This window comes from Bacillus salipaludis (genome assembly GCF_004358205.1).
Map to the genome: position 1 here is coordinate 435246 of NZ_SMYO01000006.1, position 24108 is coordinate 459353.

A 24108-nucleotide genomic window follows, 5' to 3' on the forward strand; every position below is an offset into this window, starting at 1 on the left:
ATGAAAATTATGCTTTCATCATGTATGATGTAAAAGACTAATCGTATAGGAGTGACAATCTTTGGTTCAGCTTCATTTATACAGCAAAAAATTTCCCTTTTTGAAAGAAGCATTTTTTTCACACTATCGTGAAATCGCAGCAGGTTACAGTCATCATGTACTTCTAGAAAGCGGCCGGGGCGGTCGGTATAGCATCGCTGCATTTAATCCCGAGAAGATCATTACGGGAAAAAACCATCAACTCACCATACAAGATGGAGACCATCAAGAACAGTTAAACGGAAACCCCCTGCATTTATTAAAGGAATGGATGGGGCAATACCATGTCGATAGAATTGAAGGGCTGCCTGATTTCCAAGGCGGTGCCATTGGATACATCAGCTATGACTATGGTCGTTATATTGAAAAACTACCCTCACTTGCAAAAGATGACCTCGAAATGCCGGAAATCTACTTTTTAATTTTTAAAGAATGGTTTGTATTCGATCATCATACAAACGAATTATGGTTATTATTTTTGCATGAAGAAGGAGAACCTATCGAAGAAAAGGCTGCACTTTGGGAGAGCCGTTGGCTTGAAAAAATTCCGGCTGTTGAAACCTCAGAAACCGTTTTGATTCTGTCGGATTCATTAGAAGTTTCAATGGATGAGCAGCAGTTTATCAATGCCGTCAAGAAAGTTCAGGCATACATCGCTCAGGGGGATGTTTTTCAAGTCAATCTTTCCGTTCGGCAATCAAAACCCATGGAGGTAGAAGCGATTGACGTCTATGAACAATTGCGCCTGCTTAATCCCTCTCCTTATATGGGCTATTTCCATACACCAGAATTTCAATTAGTCAGCGGATCGCCTGAACTCTTGGTAAAAAAGCACGGCAATGAAGTTAGCACACGGCCGATTGCAGGGACTCGTTCCAGAGGGAAAAACGAGGCGGAAGACCAAAAGTTGGCCAATGAATTGATTGAAAATGAGAAGGAACGGGCGGAGCATGTGATGCTCGTTGATTTGGAACGAAATGACCTCGGCCGGGTTTGTGCATATGGAACGGTTGAGGTAAATGAATTTATGGTCATTGAAAAATACTCGCATGTGATGCATATCGTCTCGAATGTTCGAGGACAATTAGCGGCCGATAAAAATAGCTTTAATGTTATTGATGCGGTTTTTCCAGGAGGAACGATTACCGGTGCTCCAAAGATTCGCACGATGGAAATTATTGAAGAGCTTGAACCGGTTCAAAGGGGCATTTATACGGGATCACTTGGCTGGATTGATTTCTCCGGTGACATGGAACTAAATATTGTGATTCGGACCATGTTGGTGAAAAACGGTATGGGACATGTCCAAGCAGGAGCGGGAATTGTGATTGATTCTAATCCGAAGCATGAGTATAAAGAGTCACTGAAAAAAGCCGCAGCGCTTTGGCGGGCAAAAGAAATGGCAGAAGGGAAAGGAAAACAGCGATGATTTTCATGATTGATAATTACGATTCTTTTACCTTTAATTTGGTGCAATATTTAGGAGAATTAGGCGAGGATTTAGTCGTTAAACGAAATGATGAGACAACAATTGAGGAAATCTCCAAGTTGCGCCCAAAATTCTTGATGGTTTCTCCCGGTCCCTGCAGTCCAAATGAAGCCGGAATCAGTCTAGAAGCAATCCAAGCTTTTGCGGGTGAAATTCCGATTTTTGGTGTCTGTCTGGGTCAACAATCGATTGCTCAGGCCTTTGGCGGAGAAGTAGTACAAGCAGAGCGTCTTATGCATGGAAAGACCTCGGAGATTTTTCATGATGGAAAAACAATTTTTGAAAATTTGCCTAATCCATTTCCAGCGACTCGTTATCATTCCTTAATTGTTCGAAAAGAAAGCTTACCCGAATGTTTGGAGGTATCTGCCTGGACTGCGGAAGGGGAGATTATGGCGATTCGCCATAAAGAGCTTCCTATTGAAGGAGTTCAGTTCCACCCGGAATCCATTATGACAACGGCTGGGAAAGATCTATTGCGAAATTTTGTCCGCCATTATGGAAGAGTGACGCACACGGTTAGAGGGTAATCACATGTTTATTTATGTAAACGGGGAAATTGTTAAAAAAGAAGAGGCGGTCATTTCTCCTTTTGATCATGGCTTTTTATATGGAATGGGACTTTTTGAAACCTTTCGGGTTTATAATGGGCATCCCTTTTTATTAGACACCCATATTGCCCGTCTAAACGAGGGTCTCAAAGTCCTAAATATTGAGAAACAGTTTACACGAGCTGAAGTGTGTAATGCCCTTAGGGTACTGTTAGATGCGAACGGATTCATCAATGCCTATATCCGCTTTAATGTATCAGCGGGTCTGGGTGAGGTTGGATTGCAAGTCGAACCCTACCGGGAACCAAATGTGCTTATTTTTGCAAAACCACTGCCTGATGCGGGGGAGATGGCAGAAAAGAAGGCCATTCTTTTGCAGTTGAAGCGGAATACACCCGAGGGTTTGACACGGTTAAAATCACATCATTATATGAATAATCTTTTGGCAAAAAGGGAGATTGGCAGTTCCACGGAAGTAGAAGGTATCTTTTTAACAGCAGAAGGTTCTATTGCCGAAGGGATCGTTTCAAATATCTTTTGGAAAAAGGGAAACACCGTATATACACCGTCGATTGCGACAGGCATTTTAAATGGGATCACACGGCAGTTTATCCTCCAAAGTGCTAAACGTTTAGGAATGGGTGTTGAAGAAGGACTTTTCCAGGCAGAAGAGGTGATGGGCGCAGAAGAAATCTTTGTCACCAACTCCATCCAAGAAATTGTACCGATAAAGGAGTTTGAAGGCCATACAATGCCGGGGAGAAGCGGGTTGTTCGTCAAAAAACTCCATCAAATTTACCGGGAATCCTGCAGTCTGCTTTGGTCCATAGAATAAAGTTAAAATAAAATCTTAGATTCTACAAAATTCGGGTGGTGCCAGGCACCACCCGAATTTTGTAGAAAAAAACTATCACTTCTCGAGAATTTGTTTGTATTCTCGTCCTTTTTGGACGTAGACTTCGATGGACATTTGGATAAGTTGCAGGTCTTTTTCTGTAAGTTCACGGACTACTTTTCCGGGTGATCCGACGACTAGGGAGCGTGGCGGGATTTTGGTTCCGCTTGTGAGTAGGGTGTTAGCTCCAATGATGCATTCGTCACCAATTTCGACGTGATCGAGGAGGGTGGAGCCCATCCCGATGATACTGCGATTGCCAATCTTGCAGCCGTGTAAAATCACATTATGACCAACTGTTACTCCATCCCCAATTTCTACTGGACAACCTTCGTATAAATGGATGGTGGTATTATCTTGGATACTTGTTTGTTCTCCAATGGAAATCGGGCCTTCGTCCCCGCGTAAAACCGCATTAAACCAAATGGTAGACTCCTTCCCAATTTTTATATCCCCGATTAAATATGCGCCAGGTGCCACAAATACCGTTTCGTCGATCGAAGGGGCAACACCATTGTAGGGTATCTTCATTCTTTTCTCTCCTTTTAAAAATCTGAATAATAACTCTCTTCAGTTATTAGTATACCACTCTATAGTAAAGGAAAAAAATGAGAACTATTTTCAAATCAATTTTGCCAAGCCAAACTTCAAAAATGTCAAAAATATTTAATAAACATTCGACAAAATTGTTAAAAATTCACGGTAATATCCTTCTTTTTTTTCCCAATGGTAGAATAAAACTATCACAATAGTAGAAACAGGTGGGAAGATGAAATGTACGGGGAGAGTATCTATTTTAGCTTTTATAATCGTTAGTTATTTGATTGGTCTTTACATTCACGGCAGTGCCTTTACAAGATTGGACCTCGTACTTATTCCTGTCCTTTCTCTATTCGCATGGTATTCTGGAAAGCAATATGATTTAGTGAAATTTCATTCAGAAAAGGATTTTTTAACAAAAATATATAATCGCCGTTATACTGAAAAAATTTTTCCTAAATTGAAGGCCAAAATGGAGCGGCTGAATAAATCGATGGCAGTGTTTCTTTTAGATGTAAATAATTTTAAAGAGATTAATGACTCACTAGGTCATGATACCGGTGATGTAGTTTTAATTATGCTAACCGAGCTTCTTGCAAAAACCTTAAATAAATCAGAAGTCTTATTCAGATGGGGCGGGGATGAATTTTTAATAATCGCTCCAAACACCAATCAGATTGAAGCCGAAAAAATAAGAGGTAAAATTGAAACTTGTCTACTAAACTCAGAAAGAAATACCTATCATATCGCAGTTTCCATTGGTTATTCCATTTATCCTGACCAAGCAAAACGATTTGAAGAAGCTGTAATGCTTGCAGACCAACAAATGTACAAAACGAAATTAGAAAAGAAATGCAATGGATTTGTTCCCGTATCCTAATCTTTTGAAGGAGATGGATTGTTTTATTTACGGGTTACCTCATTTCGATTCAAAAAAGGGAGTTTTAAATGTAATGGAAAAAAGAATTCAATCATGGTTAAACAAGCCCAATTACTTTCGTTATGGATTCATTTGCATCTTACTATTAAGTACGTTTTTAAACTTAACCATTTTAATGGATGAACGAATTTATATATTTTATGTTCTTGCCACCGTTTTCTTAGGAATTGGTTTTTATAATCAATCTCCCTTGTTTCTAGTGTTATGTACCACCCTCATTGTGACCTGCAGGTATTCCTTTGCACCAAATTTGCCTGATGCAGGCACTTTTTTCGTTCAACTAGGCACTTATCTATTAATTATGGTCATTTCAGTTGGACTGATGAAACATAACCAGCGAATAAAAAGAGATAATATTGAAATGATTAAGGTTCTTTCCAAAGCACTGGACTCCAGGGATACTTATACTTCACAGCATTCTGAAAATGTTGCTAAATATGCTTTGAAAATCGCTAAGAAAATGAAATTATCAGCTGAATTATGTGATATGACACAAAAAGCTGGGTTATTACATGATATCGGAAAAATAGGGGTTCCTGAACATATCTTAAAGAAGCCGGGTAAGCTAACTGAAGAGGAATATTCGATTATTAAAGAGCATCCGTTAATTGGGAATGAAATTATTAAGCATGTTTCAAGCTTTCATGAAACAGGAATATTAGACGGCGTTTTATATCATCATGAGCGATATGACGGCAAAGGATATCCTCACGGGCTTAAAGGCGAGGAGATTCCGTTAATTGCCCGCATTTTAGCTGTTGCGGACACATTTGATGCGATGACCTCGAAGCGGATTTACCGTACGGAGCTTGATGTACATAAAACACTAGCTGAAATTAACCAAAATAAAGGGACACAATTTGATCCAGAAATTGCTGAAGTATTTTTACGTTTATTTGAAGAGGAGCATTTAATAGACTTGCAAAAGGAAAGTTCAAAAATATTATTTAAATCCCAAACAACGAAAACCCTCGGCCAATGAATGGTACGAGGGTATATAAACTCCTTCATCCCCAACTACAACTTCTCCCTTGGATGAACCGTAAAAATGAAGGATGCCGGTGAAAAACCCTTCATTTTCCAATGTAAGCGTTTTAACTTTGACAAAATAATAAAAATAGTCAAAATATATTGACGAAGGCGATTTACGGTGGTAACCTTATAACAAATTTAAGATGAATTGATGACGAGAAGAGTAGGATTTGTTCCTTGTTTAACAGAGAGTCGACATTGGGTGGGAGTCGATAGCAGGAAATTTCTGAAAATCATCTCCGAGATGCGTAGCTGAAAAGTTAGTAAGCTAGGCCGGAAGGGTCCACCGTTAAATTGGAACACGTATCATGATACGGTACGTTGATTTGAGAGCCGCAGCTTTAGTGAGGAATTTTCGCTGTGGAAGTAGGGTGGTAACGCGAGCTAACTCGTCCCTATACACGGGGCGGGTTTTTTGTTGTTTAAAAATTGAAATTTGAAATTGGAAAGTGCAATTATTTAGGAGGGACCATGAATGAAACAACAAGTTGAGCAAACAGACAAAACAGAACAAACATTAACTGCGGAGGATGTTATCCTTGCCAGTCACAATATTAAGGACGAAATTTCGCCCACTCCCCTGCAATACAATGCCATTCTATCTGAACGATATGAGTGTAATGTATACCTTAAGCGCGAGGACCTGCAAAGTGTTCGTTCCTTTAAAATACGCGGGGCATATAATCGGATTAAAAAACTAAGCGGCGAAGATCTACATAATGGGATTATTTGTGCAAGTGCCGGAAACCATGCGCAGGGAGTAGCCTATTCCTGTCATCTTCTCAAAATTAACGGAAAAATCTTCATGCCAAGCACAACACCAAAGCAAAAAGTGAACCAGGTAAAATTCTGGGGCAGGGAAGATGTTGAAATTGTCTTGGTAGGGGATACCTTTGACGATGCTTATGAAAAAGCAATGGAATGCAGTAAAGCGGAACAAAGAACCTTTATCCATCCATTCGATGATTTTGATGTCATTGCAGGACAAGGGACGGTCGCTGTTGAGCTCCTTAATGACTCTCAAGAGCCAATTGATTATTTATTTGCAGCTATCGGCGGCGGGGGACTTGTTTCAGGTGTTGGAACCTATATGAAACAATATTCTCCGAATACTAAGTTAATTGGCGTCGAGCCAATGGGTGCCCCTGGCATGAAAGAATCATTATCAAAAGGAAAGGTCACCTCTCTTAAAGAAATCGATCCTTTCGTTGACGGTGCAGCTGTTAAAACCGTTGGGGCACATACGTTTGAGATTTGTAAGGACCTCGTAGAAGATATTTTGGTAGTCCCTGAAGGAAAGGTCTGTACAACACTCATTTCGTTATATAACGAAAATGCCATCGTTGTGGAACCAACCGGTGCTTTATCGATCGCTGCACTTGATTCCTACAAGGAACAAATTAAAGGAAAAACAGTCGTTTGTATTGTCAGCGGTGGGAACAATGATATTGGAAGAATGCAGGAAATCAAAGAGCGTTCCAAAATTTATGAAGGCTTACAGCATTACTTTATTGTTCAATTCCCGCAGCGTCCTGGTGCATTGAGAGAATTTTTATTAGATGTTCTTGGACCAAATGATGATATCAGCCATTTTGAATATACGAAAAAGAACAACCGCGAAACTGGACCGGCCCTAGTTGGAATCGAATTAAAGGATAAAGACGATTACTTCCCATTAATGGAACGGATTAAGGCAAAAGGATTTTTATATCGGGAAGTGAATAAAGATAAAGCATTATATCAAATGTTGGTTTAGTAAACTTTTTTAATCTTCGAATCCTCTGGATCCGAAGATTTTTTATTTTAAAAAGAAAAATGGTACGATATTTCTGAAGAAGAACTACCTAAACTCTCCCTAAAAATTATATTAATAATCCATGAAAAATCTAAAGTAATGGAGGAAACATGTTAAATTATTGGTAGAGTTATTTAAAAGGAGAAAGAAATCATGAAAAAACGGATCTTAGTCATCGAGGATGAAGTCAATATTGCTAAGGTGTTAAAAATAGAGCTTGAATATGAGAGCTATGAAGTGTTTGTCGAACATGATGGAAAATCAGGATTAAATATGGCAACAGAAAAACCCATCGATCTTATTTTACTGGACGTTATGCTCCCTGAAATGAATGGAATCGAGGTACTAAGAAGGCTTAGGAAGGCAGGGAATCAAACTCCGGTTATTCTTTTAACGGCGCGAAATATGACATTGGATAAGGTAACGGGATTGGATCAAGGAGCCAATGATTATATAACCAAACCATTTGAAATCGAAGAACTTTTGGCCAGGGTTCGTGCTTGTATCCGAGACCACTCGATTCATAGTCCAACGGAAGATACTTCTGTACTTACTGTAGGGGATTTATCGATCGACACAAATACCCGAGAAGTATCAAGAGATGGGAATTCCATCACCGTTACTCCGAAAGAATATGATTTATTGCTCTATTTAGTAACGAATAAAAATAAGGTTGTCACGAGAGATAATATTATCTTAAATGTTTGGGGCTATGAATATGAAGGAGAGACCAATGTAATTGATGTATTCATTCGCCATCTTCGCAAAAAAGTGGACGAAGGGTTTGACTCCGAATTAATTCATACTGTTCGTGGAGTAGGTTTTACCGTTAAGGAGAAATAACATGAAAATCACCACGAAAATTAACCTAACGACAACCGCCTGGCTGCTTTGTGTGTTAATCCTTATTAATGTCGTTGTCTTTTTTTCTTTTTTAAAAATTACCGTCAATATGGAAGAGGATGCCCTATTACAAAAAGCGAATGATATTATCGATGAACTTAAATCTGCTCATCCTGAAGAGCAAACAGAAATGTTAAAAGATTTTTTAACCATCCATTCCTATATCAGGGTCGTTGATCCTAATGGAAAAACACTTACAGAAGTAACCAATGATAAGGAAATAACCAGTAAGATTAAACCAAAATATACGAAAAAACAGGAATCCGGCAGGATATTAATTGGAACAGAAACGGGAGAAAAACAAGTAATCTATGTTCGAGTTCCGATAAAAACTAGTATGAACCGAACAGCAACTCTTGATATCGGAGAAGCCTTAATGGGACTTGAAATGAGAAAAGATATTTTATTATGGGTCCTTGGAGTATGTACTGTCCTATCCGGTATCTTGTCCCTGCTTGGCGGGAAATGGTTATCCGGCTTCATTATGCGTCCGATTTCTAATATGATCAAAACCATGGAGGACATTGAACAAAGTGGTATCCCAAAGAAGATTGTGATGCAAAATCGGACAAGGGACGAATTGGAGCAGATGGCCTCGACCTTTAATCGAATGATTGAACGGCTAAGTGAAAATATGGAAAAACAGGACCAGTTTATTTCAGATGCTTCTCATGAATTAAAAACGCCGCTCACTGTCATTAAAAGCTATGCCAGCCTCTTAAGAAGAAGAGGGGTACAAAATATTGAAATGTCAACGGAAGCGATTGAAGCCATCTATTCGGAAGCAACCCGGATCCAAAAAATGACCGAAATGTTCTTGAATATGGCCACCTCCGAAAAAGAAACGACCTTGGATCTAAGGCAAGTAGATTTAGTCGGTTTATGTAAAGAGATTCAAAAACAGCTAAAAAATGCCTATAAGCGGGAGATTCATCTCCACCACAGTGAAGAACATATTTATATCCTAGCGGATGAACTGAAATTAAAACAAGTGATCATCATCCTTCTCGATAATGCGATCAAGTATAGTAAAGATCAAATCGACTTATATTTGAATCAGCAGCAGCATTTTGCCTCTATTGTTGTAAAGGATTACGGCATCGGCATACCAAAGCAAGATCTTCATCGGATTTTTGAACGATTTTATCGGGTCGATAAAGCAAGAAGTCGAGAAACAGGCGGAACTGGCCTGGGGCTTGCAATAGCCAAGAATATTATGAAAATGCATAAAGGGGAAATAAAAATAAAAAGCAAAGAAGAAAAAGGAACAGAAGTCGAATTACTATTTCCTCTTTAAGATTGTGAAAAATTCACACGGTGCCTGGCACCATTGTGAATTTTTCACTAAGTCTCCATACCGTTTAAGTCCGTTTTACCGCTGATAAAATAAAAATGGTCGCAAGGATGGAGGCGGCACCGATCCATTCAAAAACACCGAATGGAACATGAAGCCAAGCTACTGCTAAAAACGCAGCAGATAATGGTTCTACACATGCTAAGAGGCTTGCTTCTGAAGCTTCTATGTATTTTAGGCTTTCCATATAGCAAAAAAAGGCGACTAACGTACCAAAGATAACGACAAAAAGAACAGCCATCAACGCAGAGAACGACCACGACCCATGAAATTGCCATGGCGGCTGAAAAAAGCTGAAAACTACACCGCCAATCAGCATCCCCCAGCCCGTTGTAATCAAAGAACCCCATGTATTTAATAGTTTCCTAGGATATAGGGTATAAAAGGCTAAGGCAAAAGCGGAGAGAATTCCCCAGAAAAACGCCGGTCCGGAAATTGAAAGTGCCTGGATATTCCCATTTGTAACGAGAAAAAAGGTCCCTAAAAGCGCTAAACAAATGGCGATAATTTCATGTTTAGCAGGTAATACCCGTGAACGGAAACAAAGATAACAGGTAATCATCACCGGCGCCAGATATTGAATAATGGTAGCGGTAGCTGCATTTCCTTCTTTTACAGCTGCAAAATAGGTATACTGAACACCGAGCATTCCAATGATTCCAAACACAATTAATTGCAATACATCCGATTTATTTTTCCATATGGTCCATATATTTTGTTTTCCACCAAAACGGGAAAATAATAATAACCCCAATCCAGCAAAAAGCAGCCGGATCACTACGAGCCAGCTGACACTGAATCCTTGTTTTTGAAACAAGAACTGTGCAACCGTACCTGAAATCCCCCAAAAGGAAGCGCCAATTAGTACTAAAATAACTCCCTTGGGTCTGGGGTTTGGCATAACAACAACCTGCGAATCCAAATCAATCACTCCAAAACTCTTCAAATTACAAACATACTAAATTATAACAATCTTTATTAGATTTTGGCTATTCAATTTGTTAAATTTGGAATCTAGAAAAAGAACATTAGTTTTTGTATAATAGTAAAGTAACTCATTTTTAATAGAAAAATATGGAAGTCAACAAGCTTTATGGGGGTCTGTATGAATAAAAATAAGTATGTATTTTGGGGTCTGGTCATTACCACCCTTATATCGGCACTTGATGCCAATATTATGCAAACAGCAAGTCCGACGATTGTGAAACAGCTTGGCGGGATGGAGCTGTTTGCTTGGATCTTCTCAGTTTATATGCTCGCAAGTACGGTTACCGTGCCGCTGTACGGAAAATTATCCGATATGTACGGAAGAAAACGGCTACTCATCATTTCAGTAGCAATCTTTACCATTGGTTCTTTGCTTGCAGGGTTGGCCAATTCAATGGTCTCGTTAATTATTTACCGTGGTATCCAAGGGTTAGGGGCAGGAGGAATGCTGCCAATCTCGATGATCATTGTCGGTGATTTATTTACGATTGAAAAACGCGGGAAAATTCAAGCTGTCTTTAGCGGAATATGGACATTGTCTTCAATTGTAGGACCTGTTCTTGGTTCTTTTTTTGTTGAAACCCTAACATGGAGATGGATTTTCTTCATAAATATTCCAATTGGAATTGCGACGGTTCTTTGCTTAATCCCCTACAAGGAACAAAATCAATTTAAAAAGACTTATATTGATTATAAAGGTTTTGTTTTATTCGGTCTTTCCATCACGCTTTTATTGCTCGCCACAAACGTAGCAGAACCATTATGGTATGTCGCCTGTGGAATAGTCGGAATGGTTGTATTCCTGCTTGTTGAACGGAAGGTAGAGCAGCCATTTCTTCCGGTTTCCTTGTTTAAAAACAGAGGAACTTTAATGGTCAATCTTTACATGTTATTTCTCTGTATTTCTTTTTTCGGAACACCGAACTATATCCCGCTGTTTTTGCAAGAAGGCAGCCATATGAACATTTATCAAAGTGGCTTGATTCTATTAAGCATTGCCATTGGCTGGACCTTTGGAAGTACACCGGCAGGAAAATGGATTATACGCTACGGTTATAAGCATCTGTTTATCATTGGTAATCTTATATGTACCCTTGCAGGTTTGGTCATCTTTTTCGTCATTAAAGACGTATCCTACTTTTTATTGTTTGGTCTTTTGACCGTTCAAGGATTTGCGTTTGGTTTATTATTCGCCGTTGGAACAATTGCATCACAGGAATTTGTTGAAAATGATATAAAGGGGATGTCCACTTCCCTGCAAATCTTTATTCGAAACATTGGAACGTCCATAGGGGTAACGGTCATGGGGCTGTTTATCAATCATGCTGCGACAATGGTGATCGGGATGAAAAATATTTATCTTTTCGCCCTATGTGTCAGTGTGCTATCGATTGTGGTTACGTTTTTTATTCCGACAAAATCACCGGTTGGAAATGAAGGTTAATCTTTTGAATAATTTGGTCATTAGAATAAAGCGAAAAAACCGACTCATTAAAAAGATGGTTTTTTCGCTTTATTTAAGCCACTGATTTTTCACAATTGCTTTCTTCATTTTTAATTGAAACATAACTATGCAAAATCATGCCAAGGATGACGATTAGAATACCGCACCAAGATAAAGGAGCTGGAATTGGCAGCGACAAAAATACTAGTTCACCAGCTAATGTAAAAAGGACTTCCATTGATTGTGTTGCTTCAACTGAAGCTAATTTTTGAATATTTCCTCGTACCATATCCGTTGCTTTGAAAAATAGGACAGTGGCAACGACTCCAGAAAAAAGTGCAACTAATAATGATTGGAAAGCCTGCCCCTTGCTTGGTAGGCCAACGGTGTAAAAGCCATATAAGGAAAGTACAAACCAGAATGGAAGACTTGCAAGAGTCATCCCTAACACTCTTTGAAAAGTATCTAAACGCCCTTCACAGATGTCCATCATTTTACGGTTCCCTAAAGGATATGCAAAGGATGCGATCAGAACAGGTATAACTCCGAGTAATAAATTTTCAAAGGAAAAATGTTTCGAATGTTCAATTTGCATTAAAACAATACCTAACAAAATGATAAGTGACATGATTAGACCTTTATAAGGAATTTCCCCCCTTATTTGTAAAGGTCCATTTTTTGTGTATATTGTTTCAAAAAATAACGGTGCGAGTAATGTACCTGATATAATCGTGATTTGCCAAGTACCTGCAATAAGCCAACCAGGTGAATACGCTGCTGCAAAGCATAATGGAGCATAGAATACACCAAATCCCACAGAACTCCATAGGACCCAAGTTCCGGGTTTTTTTCTCATTTCATTTAAAAGCGGACGAAGATTTTTTCTACTTAGTACGATACACATAAGAAAGGGAACCATAAAAATATATCGGAGCGAAGCACTCCAAATCCAACTGCCGCCAGACAACTCCATAGATGAATTAAGAATAAACGTAAAAGCAAAAAAGAAGGCGGCACAAATGCCGAGTAAAATTGGTTTCAACTGAAGTACACCTCTGTTCATTCTCTAAATAATAAATATTTAATTTTTGTTAAATGTCTTTTTCATAAAACCAATATATCGCATAGTGGTTATTAAGGCAATCAGATTATTTATTTGTCAAATGGGAAAAATAACAAATAAGGAGGAGGACAAAATGACCAAACAAGAGGCTTTGAAAATTATAGTCCTGATTGAATCCGTTTATAAAGGCTTTAGGACAAAAAATGAAACCATTACTTTTTGGTTCAATTACTGCCCAGAGTTAAATTTTACTATGGTTATGACAAAACTAAAAAGGCATATCCGAACAAATCCTTATCCTCCTACTATTTCCGACTTGACAGAAGAAACTGAGAACAAACCATTTCAATGGTTACATGAATATAAAACAATTTGAGCCAATTATTCACCTTTCACAACAATTGACAACCAAAAAACTCGTTGATATATTGGTTTTATGAAAACAATTAAAACCATTGACCGCCCTGTATTAAGAGATCAAATATATGAATCTTTAAAAAAAGCAATCATTACCTTGGAATTGGAACCTGGGAAACGCATATTGGATAAGGATTTGGCTGCGGAATTTGGGGTTAGTCGAACTCCTGTTAGAGAAGCGCTGAAAAGACTGGAGGATGAAGGGCTTGTTGAGTCCCTGCCAGGTTCGCAAACAAGAATCACGAAGATCAATTTGGAGGAGGCCCGGAATGCGTTTACGGTTGTCGCAGCTTTAAACAGTTTAGCTGCACGCCTTGCTATCCAACAAATTTCTACTGAAGAAATTGAGCGAATGGAAGCCAAAAATTGCGAGCTGAAAAAGGCATTAGAAGAGAAGGATATTATTGGAGCAGTGGAGGCAGATGATCAATTTCACTACGTACTCTTAAAAGCTTCTCACAATCCGGAGATAGAAATAGCGCTAGAACGAATAATGACCAAAATCAGGAGATTGGAATTCTCTAAGTTTAGTTCTGTGGATGGTCATCTTTCACTCGAGCAGCATCGGCAAATCATTGCAGCATGTAAAGCAAAAAATAGTAACTTAGCAACTGCCTTAGTCGAGGAAAATTGGTTGAGTTTAAGTAGAGTTTTAATTGGGGAATCCGAGTAGAGTACGGCAAAACGTCGTGCTCGTTTTTTATCGAGACAATTAACTAAATTATCAAAAAATAAATTGACCATCCAATCGATATGCGATATATTGGTTTTAAGCAAGGCCCAATTAATTTTTACATAAACAAAAAATAGCCTTGATAAATGTTACTCCAAATCAGTCAGAAGTAAGATACTCAATTGACCAATTAGGAGGAAAGGTAAAATGAATTCAACATCAACCACATCGCAAAACCTCGAAGTCCATGACCAAAAGGTATTAAACTGGGCAAAGGAAATCGTTGAAAACAGTTCCTCACCACGATTAATCCAAAAGGAAATCATTAATGCCGTAGACAGAAACGCAATTTGGAGAGGACAGGAATGTCTCAATTTATTGGCTCCAGAAGCGCCAACCAGCCCGACCGTCCGACAATTATTAGCATCAGAAGTAGGAACACGGGCAGCAGAAGGCCATATCGGTCCTACGCAAAGATGGTTTTCCGGAACAAAGTATATCGATGAAATTGAATCTCTTTGCGTGGAATTACTCAAAAAAGTATTTAACTGCAATTATGCGGACCATCGTCTTGTTGCAAGCATGATCGGAAACATGACGGTTTATGCCGCCCTAACAAAACCGGGAGATAATATTTTGACCATTGCCCAGCCATTAGGCGGCCATTCCAGTAATCGATATGATGGTCCGGCCGGGATCCGCGGCTTGAATATTTATGATGTTCCAATGGATCCAATTGATTTAGTAGTAGACATAGATGAATTTGCAAAAGTAGCCAGACAGGTAAAACCAACATTAGTGACCCTTGGCGCATCGATGACACTTTTCCCATTCCCATTAAAAGAAATGTCCGAAATCGTAAGTGAATGGGGCGGAAAAATATTCTTTGATGGTGCCCACCAACTCGGACTGATCGGAGGCGGCCAATTCCAAGACCCACTGAACGAAGGTGCTTGCATTATGACAGGTTCAGCGGGAAAAACCTTCAGCGGTCCACAAAGCGGCATAATTGTTTGGAATGATCCAACCCTCACACAACCTGTTTGCAATACGATTTTCCCAGCACTTGCAGCAACACACCAAGTAAATCGTGTAGCGGCACTCGCCGCATCAGCTGCTGAATTCCTCGCTTTCGGAAAAGAGTATATGGCTCAAATTGTTGCCAACTCAAAAGCACTGGCAAAGGCACTTCATGACAGAGGAATCACGGTTCTTGGCGCACATAAAGGTTTTACAGAAACGCACCAAGTCATTGTTGATGTGAAGAAATTTGGCGGTGGATTGGATGTGGCTCATAAACTTGCCAAGGCGAATATTATCACAAACAAAAATTTAATTCCAAGCGATAAACCGGAAGATTGGGATTATCCAAGCGGCTTACGGATTGGAACCATTGAAATCACTCGCTTAGGGATGAAGGAAGCAGAGATGGATATCATTGCAGACTACATCGTCCGAGTCCTAGAGGATCAAGAGCCAGTTGAAACCGTTAGAAAACGTGTTATAGATATGCGATCAGGATATCAAAAAATCCTTTACTGTTTTGATTGATATGATTAATTAATGAAAAACCCCAGCCCCTGAGTGGTTCTGGGGTATGTGGTAAAAGTTTGAATAAGGTGAGAGGAAAAATGGAGATTCAAATTCATCATGATTTTCCTCAAATCGATTTGGATAAAATGAGAGAAGTCTTTGAATCTGTTGGTTGGACAAAACAAACCAATGTGTTTTTCCGTAAATAAATTATAGAAATCCTGTATTATTTCAATAATACGGGATTTTTTATTCCGATAATCAGGGACATATGTCCTTCCTCTCATTTAAGCAAAGGATATATCATTTACATATTGATTGTTAAAAGAGGAGAGGAATAAATGAAAGGGATTCTATTTGCGTTTTTAGGAGGGGCTTTTATTACCCTTCAAGGTGTTGCTAATGCACGGATCAGTCAGGATATCGGTACTTGGCAAACCGCGACCATTACTCAATTTACCGGATTCATTGCGGCCTTGGTGATCCTCATGTTTGTCCGTGATGGAAAATGGCAAATGTTTAAACAAGTGAAACCATTATATTTAACAGGAGGCGCCTTTGCGGCTGTCATTATCTACAGTAATGTTACAGCTATTCATCATATCGGTATCACTCTTTCAATCGCCGCAATCCTCATTGCCCAGCTTAGCCTGACCTTCATCATTGATAGTAAAGGATGGTTTGGTGTCAGGAAGCAGAAGATGAACCTGTCACATTTCATCGGGATTATAATGATGATTACTGGTGTATTAATTCTAAAATTTTAATGGGAACGGTAGGAGAAATCACGGAATGAATGAAATCAAAAATCAAGAACAATTGAATGATTTTTTGCAAAAGTACGAACTGGAACCCATTTTTAATGAAAATTTATTACCCTATTTATCACTGTTCCACTTTGAACAAGGTGAGAATATATGTTCTCAAGGAGATGCCGCAGAGTTTCTATACGTTCTTGTGAAGGGGAAACTAAAAATCTATACAAACTCAGTTGAAGGTAAAACACTTATTCTCTCTTTCAAGACCCCACTTGAAGTAATTGGGGATATTGAATACGTCCAAAATATTCATTTTATCAATACAGTTGAGGCTGTATCACCAGTAACTTTGATTGGTGTTCAACATCACTGGTTGAAAAAATACGCGAGTGACTTTTCACCGTTTCTCCAATTTTTACTAAAAATCATCACAGAAAAGTTCCATCTTAAATCCAATTCAATGAGCTTAAGCCTGATGTATCCAGTCGAAGTACGTTTAGCCAGTTATTTATTATCGGTCTCATTTGATGAAACAAATTCTCCTGTGAACAAGCAACTAAGTTCGGTTAATCTTACGGATACAGCTAATTTCATTGGTACTAGTTATCGGCATCTGAATCGCGTCATTCAAAAGTTTTGTGAAGATGGACTTGTTGAACGAAACAAAGGCTCCATTATGGTTAAGGACAGGGAAGGCTTACAGAAGCTTGCCATTCAACATATTTACGAATAGTCTTTCGCGGGAAAGAAGGGGGGAATTGGGATGGTATTTGGATTACTGATATCGCTTCTTGCAGGAGCATTTCTCAGTGTGCAAAACATTTTTAACAGTAAGGTGAATGAACGAGCAGGATCATGGTCAACCACCACACTCGTATTAGGAATGGGATTCCTCGCATCATTGACATTTGGTACCATTTTCGAAGGGAAAAATCTATTTGTCTTGCAAGGTATGAGGACTTGGTTTTGGTTCAGCGGTTTGATTGGAATAGGGGTGGTGATGTGCCTTGTGAAGGGGATGCGTCTCTTGGGTCCTACGTTTTCCATCTCAATCGTTCTGACATCACAGCTGGTCTTTGCATTATTGTGGGACTCTCTTGGATGGTTTGGACTCGAACAAGTCCCTTTTACATTTAAAAAATTAATTGGTGTCCTCGTCATCGTTGCCGGCATTTTGGTTTTTAAATTTGGAGGAAGTAAGCAAGGGCTTTTAAAGAGTGCCACTAGCTCTGGGAATGATGCAAAACATAAAAAACATGGATCTGTTATGTAAGGATCCATGTTTTTTTACTATTATCTTGGTGTAAGAGGCTTTACCGAAATCGCTGGGGAAGAGGTTTTAATAAGACAGCCATCTAAATGCTCTTGATTTAATAACCCAAGTTGAAGAGCAGCTTTGATTTTACCATCATCCGGTTTTTTCACAATTTGAATCAAATCATTCATTTGCAATTCTTCTAGTCTCTTAATCATCAATTCATCGTTATATTTCTCGGTGTTGCGAATTTGCCGTTGAAGTTTGTAACCGCATATTGTAATTTCTCCTTTTACATTCTCACCAACAAACTGATCAAAGTAGTGCTGGAAGGACTCCTTCAATTGATTCATTTCCAATTCAATTTCTTTTTTCTGTTTATTCAATTCATAATATTTAACTAACATGTCTCCAGTAAGCGAGGTTTCATTTTTGTTTTTCATGTTGTTCTCCCCTTTAATCGAACGTATATTCTATATTATGAAATGCATCGCAAATAAATTACTATTTGGGAAAAATTTACAGTATACAATCGAAAGGAGTGAAGAATCCAATTCGATTCCTCACTCCTTTTTTTAAATAAAGCTCTGTTAAACTTGGTTGTTGATTTCCGCTCCAATCAACGTTTTTCAAATCAACATTATCCTTTAACACAGTCTTAAATAATGCTATTTTTCGTAATCCAAGTGTCATTTATATCACTATCACAAACATGCGAGATCGGAATAAAAATGGGAACGATGTCGCCATTTTGTTCTCCAAATCCCTGATTTCTTTTATAGGCGACAAACTGGTCCCTAATTTGATTTGCACCTATATTCATGATAGAGGCGTGGTCAAACACATTTATTTTATAGCCTAACAAATTGATTTCTGTTGGCGCGAAAATAACCATCAAAATCACCCCATAGAGTTAGACATTTCTAATAAACCCTAGGCTAATGTTTAAATCACACTATTTTTTACGGAATTTGAATCAACAACATCTGGATCGACAACCCATGAAATAGGAATATTGACCGGCGATATATCACCATTCTGTTCGCCAACTCCTTGATTCCTTTTATAGGCAACTAACTCATCGATTATTTGATTGGGGCCAAAATTTACGTAGGAAGAGTTATCAATCGCATTCACTTTAAAACCAAGAAGATTTATCGCATAAGGCCCAACGATCATTTCCATCCCTCCCTGTTTATTTTCACTCTTGGAGAATCAACTGGTTCGTCATCATATGTCGTATGAATCGGAATCAAAATCTTAGTTAAGTCAGCTATTTGTTGGCCATACCCTTGATTTTTTTTGCCGGTCACATTAACCCCAACAATATAATTCTCGCCGATGGATACCAATGAAGCATGATCAGGACTTCCCATTTTCAAACCGCCAATATTAATCTTTGTTGGAATAAAAAACATGTTTTCTCCTCCAAATTACAGCATTTTAAGAGAAAAAATTACGTATTTTTAAAGTTTATTCGTTTAAAGGTGAAAAAATAACAGGTTTAAAGATAGGGGCAACCATATTCGTTTTTTGCACACAAAGGCAGATTTATTTTTATATTTGGGTAGCTGCCTATGCCTTTTTCCTTCGTTAACATAGTCTAGACTGTAACCTATAAAAAGGAGTGTGTGCTTCATGGGATTTAATACAGGAGCGATGAGTGGATTTCCTGGTACTGGTGGAATGGGAAGTATGGGTGGAGTTCCCGGTATGACAGGTGCGGGAAGCACAGGAGGAGTTCCCGGTATGACTGGTATGGGTAGCATGGGAGGAGCTCCCGGTATGACTGGTATGGGCAGTATGGGAGGAGTTCCCGGTAGTATGGGAGGAGTTCCCGGTAGTATGGGTATGGATGGAATGACTGGTTTTCCTGGTCATGGATTTGATGGGATGCATGGAATGGGTGGTTTCCCAGGTCATGGATTTGATGGGATGCATGGATTTCCCGGTCAAGGAGGAATGGGAACATTCCCAGGACATGGATTTGGAAGTATGGGTGGATACCCAGGATTTGGAGGATACGGAAGCATGGGAGGTTATCCTGGCTACAGTGGTTTTGGAGGATATCATGGATATCCAGGATTCCCAGGAGCAGGGGGAACCCAAATGTTTGGTCCACAAGGCGGAATGACAGGTTTCCCTGGTTATGTACCGGGGACAATGGGAGGATTTCACGGTTAAATAAGCCTTTCCCGCTGAATTAAAAAAGTGAAGTGGTGTCCCAAAAGCATGGGACACCACAAAAAAACGAAAGTGGTCGTTTCCACTTTCGTTAGAAGGAAAAATGTTTGGGTTACTACAAAGTATGTTCATGCTTGTACGTCGATGTAGTTTACTTGTCCTATATTAAAAAAATATTCTTTAAAAATGGGTCTAACAAATTTTTTGGACAAGCTCGATCGAATTATTCTTAGGTGAATTAACCAGAGACGAAACCTCATAGGCATCCATTAATCGCTCATCAAACGGTTTTAAAAATCCCATTAAATATTCTAGATTCGAAACAGAAGGATCCAGCCATATTTTTTCGTCCTCCGGCTTGAGAATGACAGGCATACGATCATGAATATCCCTCATTAATTCATTTGGCTGGGTTGTGATAACCGAGCAGGAAAAGAGGGACTTCCCAACAGGAGATTTCCAGGTCCCCCAAATTCCCGCCATCGCAAATAAATGATTGCTTTTCAGCTTTATACGCATCGGCTTTTTTGAGCGATCCTCCAAACGTTTCCATTCATAAAAACTATCGGCTACAATTAAGCAGCGTTTCCGTTTAAAGGAATCCCGGAAGCTTGGTTTCTCAGATAAAGTCTCTGCCCGGGCATTAATCATTTTGTTGCCAATGGAAACATCCTTTGCCCATGAGGGGACGAGACCCCATTTTAAAAATCCCATTCGATTCATCGTTCCATCATTTATGATGGCTAAAACCAGTTGAGAGGGTGCAATATTATAACTTGGACTATACAGTTCCTCATCCAAAAAGGAATGAACATCAAAACGGTCCAAAACTTCCTCAAGAGTTGCAGTTAACGTAAATCTGCCACACATACAAAAATCACCTCTGTAATTGAGTGTAACAAAGTTTTTGATATTTCTTAAAGTTTTTCATTCAATTCTATTGACAAGACAGAAAATTTAAATTATTTTTATAGTAATCCTAGCTAAAAGACTACCACAAAAATCAAATCATACATGTTAACCTTCCAACTAGAATCTACTTATTAAATTGAAAGCGCTACCCTATACCTATAATTTCCATTTACCTCCAAGCTTTATCTACCAAGACCCTTTTAAATCCTTTTTATATTTATCGCAAGTGGTATATACCATTTTTAGAAGTGAGATAATTAACGTAAACACTAAAAAATTGGAGATCATCAGATGAGCAGAATGATGAAAGACGAAGAAGCAATTCCATTTTATAAACAATTAAAAGATAAAATCCTTGATGATATTGAAATTGGCAAATTAAAGCATGGAGATAAGCTGCCATCAGAAAGAGAACTGGCTGACCAATATGGAATCAGCCGGATGACCGCAAGACACACCTTGTCCATTTTAGAAAGAGAGGGTGTAGTAGAGAGACGAGTAGGCTCAGGAACTTTTATTTCGAATAAAAAAATAGAAATGGACTTTATTACCTTTAACAGTTTTACAAGAAACATGATTAATAGGGGATTAACTCCTAGCACCCAGGTTCTTTCGATTCGAAAAATAGAAGCAAAACCGATGTTAGCAAACAAATTAAAAGTAGCAATTGGTGAGTCAGTGACAGCAATCAAACGCTTGCGGCTTGTTGATGACATGCCAGTTGCGATTGAAGAATCATTTATTCCTGAAAAACTTTGTCCTAATCTCGATCAAATTATCACCGATAACAGTTCCCTTTATGAAATTTTAGAAAACCATTTCGGTATTGTCCTCGTTAAGGCAAAGGAGTATATGCAGGTTACATACTCCGAGGAAAGTGACAGTAAGCTATTAAAAATCCGTTCCGAAAGCCCTTGTATTTTTCAAGAAGCGGTCGCCTTTGACCGAAATGAACAGGAAATTGAATTTTCCACTTCATTAACCAGAAGTGATATCGTTAAATTTTATTCTGAATTGAATCTGCAATAAACTAGGATTCCTTTCAGATTTAGATTAAATGGTATATACCATTAACAACCGAACTAGGAGGATGAATCATGAAGGTAATTGGTGTTGGAGATAATGTAGTAGATAAATATCTTTATAAAAGGACCATGTATCCAGGCGGCAATGCTTTGAATTTTAGTGTTTATGCAAAACAGCTTGGCATGAAGTCTGCCTATCTTGGAGTTTTTGGCAGCGATCGTGCTGCTGAACATATAACCAAAACCTTAAAAAATTTAGAAGTGGATCTTTCACATTGCAGGTATCATGATGGTGAAAATGGTTATGCGCAGGTAGATTTAGTCGATGGAGACCGGGTTTTTATCGGCGGCAATGGGGGAGGCGTCCAAAAGGACCATCCAATTGTCCTTACCGATGAGGACTTGGAATATATCAAAACCTTCGAAATTGCTCACAGCAGCATATATAGCGAGATGGAAGCGGAATTACATAAGTTAAAAGAGGCAGGGGTCAAAGTATCCTTTGACTTTTCAGCTGACTATAATGATCAAATTTTAGAAAAAACTTGTAAGCATGTGGATTTTAGTTTATTGTCCTGCGGTCAATGGAAAGATGAGGAAGTAGAAGAACTTTTAAAACGAGTTCACTCATATGGAAGCAATCTAGCAATTGGTACGATGGGTTCACGCGGTTCCATGGTTTACGATGGACAAACCTTTTATCGTCAGGAGCCTCATTTTGTTCAACCCGTCGATACTTTAGGGGCAGGAGATTCTTTCTTCACCGCCTTCATTCTTCATTATCTTAAAGGAAAGAAAGAAAAAACGATGAAGACAGAAGCAGAGCTTATTAAGGCGAGCTTGGTAGAAGGTGCAAAATTTGCTGCGAAAACCTGTCTTGTCGACGGTGCTTTTGGGTATGGGATTTCATTCTAATCCCCTTTTAGGGGGAGGAATTTTATTAATAGGATTCACAGGGGGTGTCACGCGTTAAATAGTTTGAAAGTTTAGTATTTTTAAAAAATAGGAGGGTTAATGAATGAGTAAAAAAATGAAGATTTTATTAGTAGCCATGCTAATGTTTGCACTCGTGTTAACAGGATGTTCAAGCTCTTCGTCAACCAAAGAGGACGAATCGGGTAAAATCGTTCTAAAATTTTTGCATAAGTGGCCGCAGCCAGAATACGCTCCCTATTTTGAAGAAGTTGTAAAAGAATTTGAAAAGCAAAATCCAAATATCATAGTAAAAATGGAAGCGATTGCAGACGAGCCAATTAAGGATAAACTCCGTGTCATTCTTGGCGGTAATGATGTTCCTGACATTATGTTCTCTTGGTCAGGAGAGTTTGCGAGAAAATTTGTTCGTGCCGGTGCAGCTTTAGATTTAACTCCTTATTTAAATGAAGATACCGCTTGGAAAGACAGCTTCATTCCAGCTTCTTTGCAGCCTTTTAGCTCTGACGGCAAAAACTATGGAATTCCGCTTCGCTTTAACGGAAAATTCTTTGTCTATAACAAAAAAATATTTGATAAGTACCACTTACAGGCACCAAAGACGTGGGATGAATTTGTACAAGAGTTAGATACCTTGAAAAAGGGTGGAGAAACCCCGATTATTTTTGGTAACCAAAGCCCTTGGGCAGCCATCCATTACTTAACTGGTCTAAACCAAAAACTAGTAGCACAGGATGTAAGAATGAAAGATTATAATCCTAAATCCGGAGAATTTACGAATCCTGGTTATGTAAAGGCCATGGAGATGTTTGCTGACTTGAATAAAAATGGTTACTTTATGAAAAATGCCAACTCTACTTCTCATGATATGGCGAAACAATTGTTCCTAGCAGGTAAGGGAGCCATCATGTATGTTGAATTAGAAGAATTCCCGGATATCGAAAAGGGCTTAAAAGGAAACTGGGGCTTCTTCCCGATGCCGGCAATTACAAATGGAGCAGGAAATCAAAACTTCATTACTGGTGCACCGGATGGATTTATCGTTTCATCAAAATCCAAGCATCCTAAAGAAGCTATTAAATTCCTAAAATTCTTAACTAGCAAAGAAAATGCTATAAAACTGACAAAACAGCTTAGCTGGCCAAGCCCGATTGATGGTGCAACAACCCCTGAAACTTCCTTGAAACAAGTAGCAGAAGGCGTTGATTTCATGAAGAAGGAAGAGGGCATGGCTGAATGGCTAGACACAGATGTCCATGCAAAGGTTGCAGATGCATACCTAACGAATATTCAGCTATTGCTTGACGGCACAAAATCACCGGAAGAAATTATTAAACAAGTTCAACAAGTTGCCAAACAAGTACAAGGTGAAGTGAACTAATAGAT

27 protein-coding genes and 1 other annotated feature are annotated in these 24108 nt (G+C 38.8%); of the genes, 19 read left to right on the forward strand and 8 right to left on the reverse strand.

Annotated features, from left to right (window positions below; all coding sequences use genetic code 11):
- The first annotated feature begins 61 nt into the window (after positions 1 to 61).
- Genes pabB through pabC form a run of 3 tightly spaced genes read left to right on the forward strand, consistent with a single transcriptional unit; the run spans position 62 to position 2914 of the window.
- Positions 62 to 1468, forward strand: coding sequence for an aminodeoxychorismate synthase, component I (gene pabB, locus E2K98_RS15215; RefSeq protein ID WP_133335498.1), 1407 nt, complete (start codon positions 62 to 64; stop codon positions 1466 to 1468).
- Positions 1465 to 2058 (forward strand): aminodeoxychorismate/anthranilate synthase component II, encoded by a 594-nt coding sequence (gene pabA, locus E2K98_RS15220; RefSeq protein WP_133335500.1) that lies wholly within the window; start codon positions 1465 to 1467, stop codon positions 2056 to 2058. The genes pabB and pabA overlap by 4 nt, the downstream gene beginning before the upstream one ends.
- A 4-nt stretch (positions 2059 to 2062) precedes the next feature.
- Entirely contained in the window at positions 2063 to 2914 is an 852-nt protein-coding gene (pabC, locus tag E2K98_RS15225) for an aminodeoxychorismate lyase (protein ID WP_133335502.1), read from the forward strand.
- Positions 2915 to 2989: 75 nt separating this feature from the next.
- Here the strand turns inward: pabC and E2K98_RS15230 are convergent, their stop codons facing one another.
- The gene (locus E2K98_RS15230; RefSeq protein WP_133335504.1) at positions 2990 to 3505 is read right to left on the reverse strand and encodes a gamma carbonic anhydrase family protein; all 516 of its coding nucleotides are present in this window, start codon (positions 3503 to 3505) and stop codon (positions 2990 to 2992) included.
- 238 nt (positions 3506 to 3743) lie between these two features.
- Between E2K98_RS15230 and E2K98_RS15235 the strand changes: the two genes are divergently transcribed.
- From E2K98_RS15235 to E2K98_RS15255, 5 genes are all read left to right on the forward strand, one after another.
- On the forward strand, positions 3744 to 4394 hold the full coding sequence (locus E2K98_RS15235) for a GGDEF domain-containing protein (RefSeq protein ID WP_133335506.1): 651 nt from the start codon (positions 3744 to 3746) through the stop codon (positions 4392 to 4394).
- A gap of 73 nt (positions 4395 to 4467) precedes the next feature.
- Positions 4468 to 5436: an HD-GYP domain-containing protein gene (locus E2K98_RS15240; protein ID WP_133335508.1), complete on the forward strand. Its 969-nt coding sequence runs from the start codon at positions 4468 to 4470 to the stop codon at positions 5434 to 5436.
- 192 nt (positions 5437 to 5628) lie between these two features.
- Positions 5629 to 5886, forward strand: a binding site (T-box leader).
- 75 nt (positions 5887 to 5961) lie between these two features.
- The gene (gene ilvA, locus E2K98_RS15245) at positions 5962 to 7242 is read left to right on the forward strand and encodes a threonine ammonia-lyase IlvA (RefSeq protein ID WP_133335510.1); all 1281 of its coding nucleotides are present in this window, start codon (positions 5962 to 5964) and stop codon (positions 7240 to 7242) included.
- 192 nt (positions 7243 to 7434) lie between these two features.
- Positions 7435 to 8124 carry a response regulator transcription factor gene (locus tag E2K98_RS15250; protein WP_133335512.1) on the forward strand — a complete coding sequence of 230 codons (690 nt, stop codon included), beginning with the start codon at positions 7435 to 7437 and terminating at the stop codon, positions 8122 to 8124.
- A gap of 1 nt (position 8125) precedes the next feature.
- Positions 8126 to 9481, forward strand: a complete 1356-nt coding sequence (locus E2K98_RS15255; RefSeq protein ID WP_133335514.1) for a sensor histidine kinase — start codon at positions 8126 to 8128, stop codon at positions 9479 to 9481.
- Positions 9482 to 9545: 64 nt separating this feature from the next.
- Here the strand turns inward: E2K98_RS15255 and E2K98_RS15260 are convergent, their stop codons facing one another.
- Complete coding sequence (locus tag E2K98_RS15260; protein WP_407921214.1) at positions 9546 to 10460, reverse strand: DMT family transporter; 915 nt, start codon at positions 10458 to 10460, stop codon at positions 9546 to 9548.
- A gap of 183 nt (positions 10461 to 10643) precedes the next feature.
- On the opposite strand from E2K98_RS15260, the gene E2K98_RS15265 reads away from it, so the two are divergent.
- Positions 10644 to 11969, forward strand: a complete 1326-nt coding sequence (locus E2K98_RS15265) for an MDR family MFS transporter (protein WP_165976290.1) — start codon at positions 10644 to 10646, stop codon at positions 11967 to 11969.
- A gap of 73 nt (positions 11970 to 12042) precedes the next feature.
- Here E2K98_RS15265 and E2K98_RS15270 read toward each other — a convergent pair whose 3' ends face one another.
- Complete coding sequence (locus tag E2K98_RS15270) at positions 12043 to 13011, reverse strand: DMT family transporter (protein WP_133335519.1); 969 nt, start codon at positions 13009 to 13011, stop codon at positions 12043 to 12045.
- Between the two features lie 154 nt (positions 13012 to 13165).
- Between E2K98_RS15270 and E2K98_RS15275 the strand changes: the two genes are divergently transcribed.
- The 6 genes from E2K98_RS15275 (at position 13166) to E2K98_RS15300 (ending at position 17686) form a co-directional block, all read left to right on the forward strand.
- A complete protein-coding gene (locus E2K98_RS15275; protein ID WP_165976291.1) occupies positions 13166 to 13408 on the forward strand; it encodes a hypothetical protein in 243 nt (80 codons plus the stop codon).
- 60 nt (positions 13409 to 13468) lie between these two features.
- Positions 13469 to 14122: a GntR family transcriptional regulator gene (locus E2K98_RS15280; protein ID WP_133335523.1), complete on the forward strand. Its 654-nt coding sequence runs from the start codon at positions 13469 to 13471 to the stop codon at positions 14120 to 14122.
- A 207-nt stretch (positions 14123 to 14329) separates the two neighbouring features.
- Complete coding sequence (locus tag E2K98_RS15285; protein WP_133335525.1) at positions 14330 to 15673, forward strand: serine hydroxymethyltransferase; 1344 nt, start codon at positions 14330 to 14332, stop codon at positions 15671 to 15673.
- Between the two features lie 323 nt (positions 15674 to 15996).
- On the forward strand, positions 15997 to 16422 hold the full coding sequence (locus E2K98_RS15290) for a DMT family transporter (RefSeq protein WP_133335527.1): 426 nt from the start codon (positions 15997 to 15999) through the stop codon (positions 16420 to 16422).
- Between the two features lie 25 nt (positions 16423 to 16447).
- Positions 16448 to 17146 carry a Crp/Fnr family transcriptional regulator gene (locus E2K98_RS15295; RefSeq protein ID WP_133335529.1) on the forward strand — a complete coding sequence of 233 codons (699 nt, stop codon included), beginning with the start codon at positions 16448 to 16450 and terminating at the stop codon, positions 17144 to 17146.
- A 30-nt stretch (positions 17147 to 17176) separates the two neighbouring features.
- The gene (locus E2K98_RS15300; protein WP_133335531.1) at positions 17177 to 17686 is read left to right on the forward strand and encodes a DMT family transporter; all 510 of its coding nucleotides are present in this window, start codon (positions 17177 to 17179) and stop codon (positions 17684 to 17686) included.
- A gap of 20 nt (positions 17687 to 17706) precedes the next feature.
- Here E2K98_RS15300 and E2K98_RS15305 read toward each other — a convergent pair whose 3' ends face one another.
- The 4 genes from E2K98_RS15305 to E2K98_RS15320 form a co-directional block, all read right to left on the reverse strand.
- On the reverse strand, positions 17707 to 18111 hold the full coding sequence (locus E2K98_RS15305) for a hypothetical protein (protein ID WP_133335533.1): 405 nt from the start codon (positions 18109 to 18111) through the stop codon (positions 17707 to 17709).
- Positions 18112 to 18326: 215 nt separating this feature from the next.
- Positions 18327 to 18563: a hypothetical protein gene (locus E2K98_RS15310; protein WP_133335535.1), complete on the reverse strand. Its 237-nt coding sequence runs from the start codon at positions 18561 to 18563 to the stop codon at positions 18327 to 18329.
- Between the two features lie 50 nt (positions 18564 to 18613).
- Complete coding sequence (locus E2K98_RS15315; protein ID WP_026573008.1) at positions 18614 to 18847, reverse strand: spore germination protein; 234 nt, start codon at positions 18845 to 18847, stop codon at positions 18614 to 18616.
- A complete protein-coding gene (locus E2K98_RS15320) occupies positions 18844 to 19086 on the reverse strand; it encodes a hypothetical protein (protein WP_133335537.1) in 243 nt (80 codons plus the stop codon). The genes E2K98_RS15315 and E2K98_RS15320 overlap by 4 nt, the downstream gene beginning before the upstream one ends.
- A 220-nt stretch (positions 19087 to 19306) precedes the next feature.
- Between E2K98_RS15320 and E2K98_RS31700 the strand changes: the two genes are divergently transcribed.
- Complete coding sequence (locus tag E2K98_RS31700) at positions 19307 to 19852, forward strand: hypothetical protein (protein ID WP_133335539.1); 546 nt, start codon at positions 19307 to 19309, stop codon at positions 19850 to 19852.
- A gap of 192 nt (positions 19853 to 20044) precedes the next feature.
- On the opposite strand, the gene E2K98_RS15330 is transcribed toward E2K98_RS31700, so the two are convergent.
- The gene (locus E2K98_RS15330; RefSeq protein ID WP_133335541.1) at positions 20045 to 20722 is read right to left on the reverse strand and encodes an SOS response-associated peptidase; all 678 of its coding nucleotides are present in this window, start codon (positions 20720 to 20722) and stop codon (positions 20045 to 20047) included.
- 333 nt (positions 20723 to 21055) lie between these two features.
- On the opposite strand from E2K98_RS15330, the gene E2K98_RS15335 reads away from it, so the two are divergent.
- From E2K98_RS15335 to E2K98_RS15345, 3 genes are all read left to right on the forward strand, one after another.
- Positions 21056 to 21793: a GntR family transcriptional regulator gene (locus E2K98_RS15335; RefSeq protein ID WP_235824816.1), complete on the forward strand. Its 738-nt coding sequence runs from the start codon at positions 21056 to 21058 to the stop codon at positions 21791 to 21793.
- Between the two features lie 68 nt (positions 21794 to 21861).
- Complete coding sequence (locus E2K98_RS15340) at positions 21862 to 22704, forward strand: fructoselysine 6-kinase (protein WP_133335542.1); 843 nt, start codon at positions 21862 to 21864, stop codon at positions 22702 to 22704.
- Positions 22705 to 22807: 103 nt separating this feature from the next.
- Positions 22808 to 24103 carry an ABC transporter substrate-binding protein gene (locus tag E2K98_RS15345; RefSeq protein WP_133335544.1) on the forward strand — a complete coding sequence of 432 codons (1296 nt, stop codon included), beginning with the start codon at positions 22808 to 22810 and terminating at the stop codon, positions 24101 to 24103.
- Positions 24104 to 24108: the final 5 nt, after the last annotated feature.

What these genes read in the sequence shown, in the direction of transcription:
- pabA (WP_133335500.1), top strand. Translation starts at nt 1,465, where the DNA reads ATGATTTTCATGATTGATAATTACGATTCTTTTACCTTTAATTTGGTG.
- pabC (WP_133335502.1), top strand. Translation starts at nt 2,063, where the DNA reads ATGTTTATTTATGTAAACGGGGAAATTGTTAAAAAAGAAGAGGCGGTC.
- E2K98_RS15230 (WP_133335504.1), bottom strand. Translation starts at nt 3,505, where the DNA reads ATGAAGATACCCTACAATGGTGTTGCCCCTTCGATCGACGAAACGGTA.
- E2K98_RS15235 (WP_133335506.1), top strand. Translation starts at nt 3,744, where the DNA reads ATGAAATGTACGGGGAGAGTATCTATTTTAGCTTTTATAATCGTTAGT.
- E2K98_RS15240 (WP_133335508.1), top strand. Translation starts at nt 4,468, where the DNA reads ATGGAAAAAAGAATTCAATCATGGTTAAACAAGCCCAATTACTTTCGT.
- ilvA (WP_133335510.1), top strand. Translation starts at nt 5,962, where the DNA reads ATGAAACAACAAGTTGAGCAAACAGACAAAACAGAACAAACATTAACT.
- E2K98_RS15250 (WP_133335512.1), top strand. Translation starts at nt 7,435, where the DNA reads ATGAAAAAACGGATCTTAGTCATCGAGGATGAAGTCAATATTGCTAAG.
- E2K98_RS15255 (WP_133335514.1), top strand. Translation starts at nt 8,126, where the DNA reads ATGAAAATCACCACGAAAATTAACCTAACGACAACCGCCTGGCTGCTT.
- E2K98_RS15265 (WP_165976290.1), top strand. Translation starts at nt 10,644, where the DNA reads ATGAATAAAAATAAGTATGTATTTTGGGGTCTGGTCATTACCACCCTT.
- E2K98_RS15275 (WP_165976291.1), top strand. Translation starts at nt 13,166, where the DNA reads ATGACCAAACAAGAGGCTTTGAAAATTATAGTCCTGATTGAATCCGTT.
- E2K98_RS15280 (WP_133335523.1), top strand. Translation starts at nt 13,469, where the DNA reads ATGAAAACAATTAAAACCATTGACCGCCCTGTATTAAGAGATCAAATA.
- E2K98_RS15285 (WP_133335525.1), top strand. Translation starts at nt 14,330, where the DNA reads ATGAATTCAACATCAACCACATCGCAAAACCTCGAAGTCCATGACCAA.
- E2K98_RS15290 (WP_133335527.1), top strand. Translation starts at nt 15,997, where the DNA reads ATGAAAGGGATTCTATTTGCGTTTTTAGGAGGGGCTTTTATTACCCTT.
- E2K98_RS15295 (WP_133335529.1), top strand. Translation starts at nt 16,448, where the DNA reads ATGAATGAAATCAAAAATCAAGAACAATTGAATGATTTTTTGCAAAAG.
- E2K98_RS15300 (WP_133335531.1), top strand. Translation starts at nt 17,177, where the DNA reads ATGGTATTTGGATTACTGATATCGCTTCTTGCAGGAGCATTTCTCAGT.
- E2K98_RS15305 (WP_133335533.1), bottom strand. Translation starts at nt 18,111, where the DNA reads ATGAAAAACAAAAATGAAACCTCGCTTACTGGAGACATGTTAGTTAAA.
- E2K98_RS15310 (WP_133335535.1), bottom strand. Translation starts at nt 18,563, where the DNA reads ATGGTTATTTTCGCGCCAACAGAAATCAATTTGTTAGGCTATAAAATA.
- E2K98_RS15315 (WP_026573008.1), bottom strand. Translation starts at nt 18,847, where the DNA reads ATGATCGTTGGGCCTTATGCGATAAATCTTCTTGGTTTTAAAGTGAAT.
- E2K98_RS15320 (WP_133335537.1), bottom strand. Translation starts at nt 19,086, where the DNA reads ATGTTTTTTATTCCAACAAAGATTAATATTGGCGGTTTGAAAATGGGA.
- E2K98_RS31700 (WP_133335539.1), top strand. Translation starts at nt 19,307, where the DNA reads ATGGGATTTAATACAGGAGCGATGAGTGGATTTCCTGGTACTGGTGGA.
- E2K98_RS15330 (WP_133335541.1), bottom strand. Translation starts at nt 20,722, where the DNA reads ATGTGTGGCAGATTTACGTTAACTGCAACTCTTGAGGAAGTTTTGGAC.
- E2K98_RS15335 (WP_235824816.1), top strand. Translation starts at nt 21,056, where the DNA reads ATGAGCAGAATGATGAAAGACGAAGAAGCAATTCCATTTTATAAACAA.
- E2K98_RS15340 (WP_133335542.1), top strand. Translation starts at nt 21,862, where the DNA reads ATGAAGGTAATTGGTGTTGGAGATAATGTAGTAGATAAATATCTTTAT.
- E2K98_RS15345 (WP_133335544.1), top strand. Translation starts at nt 22,808, where the DNA reads ATGAGTAAAAAAATGAAGATTTTATTAGTAGCCATGCTAATGTTTGCA.